6 protein-coding genes are annotated in these 7,510 nt (G+C 70.6%); 5 read left to right on the plus strand and 1 reads right to left on the minus strand.

The window, feature by feature from the left end; genetic code table 11:
• Positions 1 to 18: 18 nt before the first annotated feature.
• The 5 genes from MCHLDSM_RS00545 to MCHLDSM_RS00565 all read left to right on the plus strand — a co-directional run bounded on the left by MCHLDSM_RS00545 (position 19) and on the right by MCHLDSM_RS00565 (position 5,845).
• Positions 19 to 897: a lysophospholipid acyltransferase family protein gene (locus tag MCHLDSM_RS00545; protein ID WP_234713799.1), complete on the plus strand. Its 879-nt coding sequence runs from the start codon at positions 19 to 21 to the stop codon at positions 895 to 897.
• Positions 898 to 1,000: 103 nt separating this feature from the next.
• On the plus strand, positions 1,001 to 2,143 hold the full coding sequence (locus tag MCHLDSM_RS00550) for a VOC family protein (RefSeq protein ID WP_234713800.1): 1,143 nt from the start codon (positions 1,001 to 1,003) through the stop codon (positions 2,141 to 2,143).
• Positions 2,140 to 3,081, plus strand: coding sequence for a fumarylacetoacetate hydrolase family protein (locus MCHLDSM_RS00555; protein WP_048468369.1), 942 nt, complete (start codon positions 2,140 to 2,142; stop codon positions 3,079 to 3,081). The genes MCHLDSM_RS00550 and MCHLDSM_RS00555 overlap by 4 nt, the downstream gene beginning before the upstream one ends.
• Positions 3,078 to 4,637 (plus strand): bifunctional 3-(3-hydroxy-phenyl)propionate/3-hydroxycinnamic acid hydroxylase MhpA, encoded by a 1,560-nt coding sequence (gene mhpA, locus MCHLDSM_RS00560; RefSeq protein ID WP_048468370.1) that lies wholly within the window; start codon positions 3,078 to 3,080, stop codon positions 4,635 to 4,637. Before MCHLDSM_RS00555 ends, mhpA begins: the two co-directional genes overlap by 4 nt.
• Positions 4,634 to 5,845 carry a cytochrome P450 gene (locus tag MCHLDSM_RS00565; RefSeq protein ID WP_244889770.1) on the plus strand — a complete coding sequence of 404 codons (1,212 nt, stop codon included), beginning with the start codon at positions 4,634 to 4,636 and terminating at the stop codon, positions 5,843 to 5,845. The genes mhpA and MCHLDSM_RS00565 overlap by 4 nt, the downstream gene beginning before the upstream one ends.
• On the opposite strand, the gene MCHLDSM_RS00570 is transcribed toward MCHLDSM_RS00565, so the two are convergent.
• Positions 5,846 to 7,492: a (2,3-dihydroxybenzoyl)adenylate synthase gene (locus MCHLDSM_RS00570; protein WP_048468372.1), complete on the minus strand. Its 1,647-nt coding sequence runs from the start codon at positions 7,490 to 7,492 to the stop codon at positions 5,846 to 5,848.
• Between the last annotated feature and the right edge of the window lie 18 nt (positions 7,493 to 7,510).

Genomic DNA, 7,510 nt, shown 5'->3' on the forward strand with positions numbered 1-7,510 from the left:
GTTTGCCACACTGACGGCATGGGTGACGGTTCCGACGGTGGCGCACGACAAGGGCTCGAGAAACTCACCGAGACGGCGCTGGCCGCGCTCGAGGACATCGCGCAGAACCTCGGCGCCGACGGAATCGTCGACGATGCGATCGCCCGCGCCATGTCGGGGATCGCCGCGGCCGGCGGGGAATTCGTGCGTCGGTATCACCGGCTCGAGATCGACGCCGACACGACCGCGCCGCAGCAGCCCGTCCTCTTCGTCGCCAACCACGGTTTCGGCGGCGTCATCGACCTGAACGTGTTCGCCGTGCGCGCGGCATTGGACGCGTTGGAGCTGGACCGTCCGGTCACGGTGTTGACCCACCAGCTGGCGTGGACGCTCGGGGTGGGGCGGCTGCTCGAGCCGTTGGGCGCGCGGCCGGCGGGCCGCGACAGCGCCGTCGAGGCGTTCGACGCCGGGCACCACGTGTTGGTGTTTCCCGGCGGCGACAAGGACGCCGGGAAGACCTTCGCGGACCGCAACCGCGTGATCTTCGACGGCCGTTCGGGTTTCGCCGATCTGGCGATCGAGCAGAACGTGCCGATCGTCCCGGTGGTGACCGCCGGGGCGGGGGAGTCGCTGCTGGTGCTGTCGAGCGGGGAGGGGCTCGCCCGTGCGCTGCGGCTCGACAAGATCGCGCGCCTCAAGACGTTGCCGGTGAGCGTGTCGCTGCCGTGGGGCTTCAACGTCGGTGCTGTGGGGCTGCTGCCGTATCTTCCGATGCCCACCAAGCTCGTCACCCGGGTGCTCCCGCCGATGACGCAGGATCAGGACGAGACGGCGCAGCAGTTCGCGGCCCGGGTAGAGCGCGCGATGCAGGACGCCTTGACCGAACTCACCAGCGGACGCCGCCCCCTGCTGGGCTGAAGCGGAGCACGAGCACGTCGATTCTGAGGCTTTCGTCAGAACCTCTTGACTGAGGTCAGCATCGCATGTGACGATTTCATCAGTAATGGTGAAAGGTGGCAAGGTGGCGGACCCCTCCGCGCCCGTGCGCGACGGGCACAAAGATCTGCACAGCGAGCAGGGTGGCGTGCGCGGCGAGCATCCCGGCCGCGCGGCGAACCCGCTCATCCGCGTGGCCGACATCGCCTGGCTCGAGTTCGACAAGCCCGACCTGGGCAAGGCCGAGGCCTTCGCCCGCGCCTTCGGCTTCGGCGTGGCACAGCGCACTCCGCAGCAGCTGCATCTGCGCGGCACCGACGCCGGGGGGCCGTGCGTGATCCTGCGCAGTGGCGCCCGCAGCCGCTTCGGCGGCGTCGCGTTCCGTGCCGCCGACGAGGTGGACGTGCTGCGGCTGGCCGACAAGACCGGCGCCGCGGTGCATGCCCTGCCCGAGGTGATCGGGGGAGTGGCGGTGCAGTTGACCGATCCGAGCGGCACGCCGGTGAAGGTCGTCGGCGGGCTGCAGCAACCGCCCGCCCAGCCGGTGCAGGTGCCGCAGGTGGCGAACACGGCGCGCGCCGGCGCGCGGATCAACGCCACGGTGCGCCCGCCGCGCGTGCCGGCCCGTGTCCAACGGCTCGGCCACGTCGTCCTGCAGTCGACCACCTACCTGAAGACGCTCGACTGGTACCTGGACACCCTCGGCATGATCGTCAGCGACTTCCTGTACTTCCCCGGGCAGCGCGACCGCGGGCCGGCGATGAGTTTCATCCGCTGCGACCGCGGCGCCACCCCCGCCGACCACCACACCCTGGCGCTGGCGCTGGGTCCGGCCAACCGGTACGTGCACTCGGCCTATCAGGTCAGCGATCTCGACGCGCTCGCCGCCGGCGGTGAGTATCTGCTCGAGCGCGGCTACGTCCGCTCCTGGGGAATCGGCCGCCACATCCAGGGCAGCCAACTGTTCGACTACTGGCGCGACCCCGACGGCTTCCTCGTCGAGCACTTCGCCGACGGCGACCTGTTCGACAACACGCTCGAACCGGGATGGGCGCCGTTCACCGCCACCGGACTGGCGCAGTGGGGCCCGCCGGTGACGAGGGACTTCCTCGATGCCGGCCCGAGATCGGCAGGCCGGCAGGCCGTGTCGATGTTCCACGCGCTGCGCGACGACAACGAGTTCGACCTCCACCGCCTCCGGGGCCTGCTGAAAGTTGCCACCTCATGAGCATGTCCGTCCTCCGCACCTCCGACGCCTGGTGGGTGCAGACCCCGACCGGCGCGGCCGAGATCGCGACGAACGCGGTCAGCACCGGCGACCTGCTGGCCGATCGGGCGGCGGTGGCCGCCGCGGCCGCCGCCGGCGGCTCCGTCCCGGTCGACGAACTGGAGCTGATATCGCCGGTGACCGCGCCGTGCCGGGTGGTCGCCCAGATGACGAACTTCGAGTCCCACGTCAAGGACGCGGGCATGGACCCGACGACGGTGCCGCTCACCTTCTTCCGCAAGTCGTCGGCCTCGATCACCGGGCCCCACGGTGAGATCGTGCGGCCCGCCCATGTCCGGCTGCTCGACTACGAGGTCGAGATCGGTCTGGTCATCGGGCGCGACATCCCGGTCGGGACGACGATCACCGATACGAACCTCGCCGATCACATTGCGGCGCTGACGATCACCAACGACGTCTCGGCGCGCGACATCCAGCTCCCGCAGACGCAGTTCTACGAGGCGAAGTCCTACCCGACCTTCACCCCGGTGGGGCCGGCACTGGTCCTCCTCGAGGACGACGAGCTGGCCCGCTTCGGGGACCTGCGTCTGCGACTGAGTGTCGGTGGGCAGGAGCGGCAGAACGCACTCGTCGACGGCGACATGCTCTACCGCCCGCTGCAGGCGCTGCAGGCACTGACGCGGTTCCAGGACCTGGCTGCGGGTGATCTCATCCTCACCGGCACACCCGTCGGCACCGCGCTCAGCGCGCCGCCCAAGCCGATCGAGATCATCGGCAATCTCCTGCCCCCGGCCGTCAAATGGAAGGCGTTCTTCGCTCGGCAGGCCAAGAACCCGAAATACCTGCAGCACGGTGACGTCGTCGAGGCGTCCGTCGCCACCGACGACGGTGCCCTCGACCTCGGCACCCAACGTCTCACGGTGCGCTACGCGCGATGAGCGAGGCGGATCCGGCCGTCCGGCACGTCACGGTCGCCGTCGTCGGCGGTGGACCCACCGGCGTCACCGCCGCTACCCTGCTCGCGCAGTACGGAGTCGACACCGTGGTGCTGGATCGCTGGCCGCAGGTCTACCCGCAGCCCCGGGCCGTGCACCTCGACGACGAGATCTGCCGGATCGTGGCCCGGCTCGGGATCGCCGAGGAGTTCGCGGCGATCTCCCGCCCGGCCTGCGGTCTGCGCCTGCTCGACCGGCACCTGACGGTGCTCGGTGAGTTCCGCCGCGATACCGCGCTGACCCGCAACGGTTTTCCCGCCGCGAACATGTTCGACCAGCCCGAGCTGGAAGAGCTGCTGCGTCGCAACCTGACCCGCCACCGGCACGCCGAGTTCCGCGGCGACACCGAGGTACTCGACGTCAGCGAGGAATCCGGCGGCGGACTCCGGCTCCGCGCGGCCGATCGGGTGAGCGGTCGCGAATTCACCCTCACCGCCGACTACGTCCTGGGCTGCGACGGCGCCAACAGCATGGTGCGCGGCGCCCTGGGCGCGACCATGCGGAACCTGAACTTCGAGCAACGCTGGCTGGTGGTCGACATCGCGACCGACGCCGATCTGGGCCAGTGGGAGGGCGTGCACCAGGTCTGCGATCCGTACCGGGCCGCCACCTACATGCGGATCGGACACACCCGGTACCGGTGGGAATTCGCGCTCCTGCAGCACGAGTCGGCCGCCGAATTTCAGACGCTGGACGCGCTGCGGCCGTTGATCGCGCCGTGGACGCGGACCGCCGGTGACGCCGAGTTGGAGCTGATCCGGGTGGCCGAGTACACCTTCCGCGCTCAGATCGCCGATCGCTGGCGACGGGGGAACATCTTCCTGCTCGGCGATGCGGCGCACCTGACACCCCCGTTCGTCGGCCAGGGCATGGGCGCGGGGCTGCGGGACGCGATGAACCTGACGTGGAAGATCGCCGCCGTCCACTCGGGCGCTGTGCCGCCCAGCGCGCTGGACAGCTACGAACAGGAACGCCGACCCCATGCCCGGCACATGATCGCGCTGGCGCTCAACATCGGACGCGCGATGACCGCCGGCGGTGAACTCGGCGCTGCGATACGGCGATTCGTCCTGCCGCGTCTGCATCTGGTGCCGGGCCTGCGCGCCAAGGTGGTCGACTCCGAGACCCCGCCGCTGTCGGCGTCGCCGTTGATTCGGCGCAGCCTCCGCACCCGTCGCATCGCGGGGCGACTGTGCCCGAACCCGCTACTGGACGACGGACGCCGCCTCGACGACGAGCTGGGCCCCGGTTTCGGCCTGCTCACCACGGAGGCGCTGACTGCGGTGCACCAGACCGTCGTGGCGGATCGCGGTGCGCGGGCGATCCGTGCCGCACCGGACTCCGAGCTGGCCCGCTGGCTGGAGAGCCGCCGCGTGTCCGCCGCTGTCGTCCGGCCCGACCGCACCGTGATGGCGGCCGGCCGCGACATCACCGCGCTGTGCCGCACGCTGCCGTCGTTCCCCGCGCACGCCGGCTGCGCGCCCGAGGTCGGTCGATGACGGCAGCAATGGTGCACGTATTCCGTCGCTCCCGGCACGTCCCGGTCTACCGGTCCAACATCTACAGCAGGTCGGCGATCCTGGACCCCTATCCCCACTATCGCGCGATGCGGGCGCTCGGACCCGTCGTGTGGTTGGCCCGGCATCGGCTCTACGCCCTTCCGCGCTACGCCGAATGCAAAGCGACCCTGCGCGACGACGACACGTACCTGTCCGGCGACGGGGTGGCGGCCAACGCGCTGACCAATCGTCTCGCGCGCGGCACGACGCTCAACAGCGACGGCGCCGAGCACGAGCGGCGCCGCAGACTCGTCGCCCACCGGCTGATGCCGCGGGCCCTGCGCGGCCTCGGCGATGCCGTCGACGAACAGGCTCACCGCATCGTCGACACCGCTGTGCGCCGGGGCACCGTCGACGCGGTGACCGACGTGGCGACCGCGCTTCCGCTCGCGGTGGTGCCCGATCTCGTCGGATGGCCGCACGATCAGCGCGACCACCTCCTCGGATGGGGCGCGGCGACGTTCGACATGCTGGGGACGGCCAACCGGCAGGCCCTCACGGCCGTGCCCGCCACCCTGCAGATGCTGCGCTTCGCCCGGCGCGTCGTCCGGGAGCGCACCGTGCTGCCGGACAGCATGGCGCACGAACTGCTCTCCGCCGCCGACGACGGCGTCATCGACCTCGACGAGGTGCCGGCCCTGCTGATCGACTACATCGCACCGTCGTTGGACACCACGATCAGCGCCATCTCCAGTGCGATCCACCTCTTCGCCGCCCATCCGGAGCAGTGGGAGCTGCTCCGGGCGGACCCGGCGTTGCTGCCCAACGCGATCAACGAGGTGGTGCGCTTCGAGTCGCCGCTGCGGGCGTTCACCAGGAAGGTCGGCCGGAACTGCACCGTCGCCGGGGCTGGCATCCCGGCCGGTGCGCGGGTGCTCGCGGTGTACGCCTCGGCCAACCGTGACGAACACGAGTGGAAAGATCCGTGGCTCTTCGACATTCGTCGGGATGCTGGGCGGCACGTCGGATTCGGCAACGGCGCGCACGCGTGCGCGGGGCAGGGGCTGGCGCGGCTGGAGACCGCCGCCGTGCTCCGAGCGCTGCTCGACCGTGTGGAGCGCATCGAGACGGTCGGAGAGCCGATCTGGGCGGTGAACAACATCATTCGTCGTCTCGAACACGCGCCGGTCCGCCTGATCGCCGGGTGATCAGCCCGTCACCGACCTCACCACCCGCTGCTTGTCGACCTTGCCGACCGCTGTCATCGGCAACGACGGCAGCGCCACCAGCACGTCGGGCCGCAGGTGCACGGAGACCCCGCGGCCGTCCAGGTATGCGTTCAGCTCGCTCACGGTGATCGGCTGTCCCGCGAATACCACGGCGGCGCAGATTTTCTCGCCGAGAAAGGCGTCGGGCAGCGGAACCGCCGCCGCGGCGCGGATCGCCGGATGGGTGTGCAGGTGATCTTCCAGGTCGGTGGCCGAGACGGTTTCGCCGCCGCGGTGGATGACGTCCTTGATCCGGCCCGTCACCTCCAGGTAGCCGGCCCGGGGCCCGTCGGTGAAGACGCGCACCCGATCCCCGGTGCGGTAGAAGCCGTCGGGGGAGAACGACCGCGCGTTGGCGTCCTCGGCGCGGTAGTAGCCGTTGAGCGTGTAGGGCCCGCGGACCAGGAGTTCACCGTCCTCACCGGGAGCCACCTCGGCGCCGTTCTCGTCGACCACCCGCATCTCGTCGTGCGGCGACATCGGCCGTCCCTGGGTGTGGATCACCACGTCCAGCGGATCGCCGGGCCGCGTGAAATTGAGCATGCCCTCGGCCATTCCGAAGATCTGCGAGATGCCCGGCGACAACCGCTCCAGCAGGAAGCGGGCGTCGTCCGGACTCATCCGGGATCCGCCCACCTGCACGACGCGCAGCGAGGTGGGCAGCACCGGCTCCCAGGCGCAGGCCTGCGCCCACATCTTGGCCAGCGCGTTGACCAGTCCGGTCACGGTGACGCGATGGCGGCCGATCAGCGCGAAAGCGTTCTCCGGACTGGGATCTGCTGTGAACACGGTCGCGGCGCCGACCGTCATCGACCCGAGCAGCCCGGGGCACGCCAGCGGAAAGTTGTGGCCCGCGGGCAGCGCCACCAGATAGGTGTCCTGCGCCGTCATCCCGTACGCGGCGGCACTGGCCGTGGCGGTGTAGAGGTAGTCGTCGTGCGTGCGGGCGATCAGTTTCGGCAGCCCGGTGGTGCCGCCGGAGACCAGCAGGACCGCGGGACGCGACGGATCGATCGGTGGGCGAGGCGCGATCGCCGCCCCGGCGTCGGTCAGCGTCGACCACGGGAGGAAGGGTCCGCAGTCGCCGTCGACGACGACGTGGCGGAGGTTCGGATGGCCGGCGACGAGCCCACGCGCCATCTCGACGTGGTCGAAGCCGGCGATCCGATCGGCGATGATCAGCGCGACGGCGCCGCTGACCCGGGCGAAATGTCCGAGTTCGGCGGCCCGGTGGCCGGGCAGACACAGCACGGGCACCGCGCCTGCGCGCAGCAGCCCGAACAGGGTGACGGCGAACCGGCACGAATTGGGCAGTTGCACCAGCACGCGGTCGCCGTCGGCGATGCCGAGTGCCGCCACCCCGGCGGCGACCCGATCCGCTGCCCGGTCGAGCTCGGCGAATGAATAGTTCTGCGCCGCTTCGATGATCGCGGTGTGTTCGGGCCACTGGGCGGCGGCCCGGGTGAGGACGGAGTCGAGCGGCCGGCCGGTCCAGTATCCGGCGTCGCGGTACAGCCGTGCGCGCTCGGGAGTAAATGGCACGAAGCCGTTCAGCAGGTCCGGATGGTCGGTTGCGGGGGAGCTCATCTGTGGGTGTCACCGCTC

This window comes from Mycolicibacterium chlorophenolicum (genome assembly GCF_001044235.1).
GTDB lineage: Bacteria > Actinomycetota > Actinomycetes > Mycobacteriales > Mycobacteriaceae > Mycobacterium > Mycobacterium chlorophenolicum.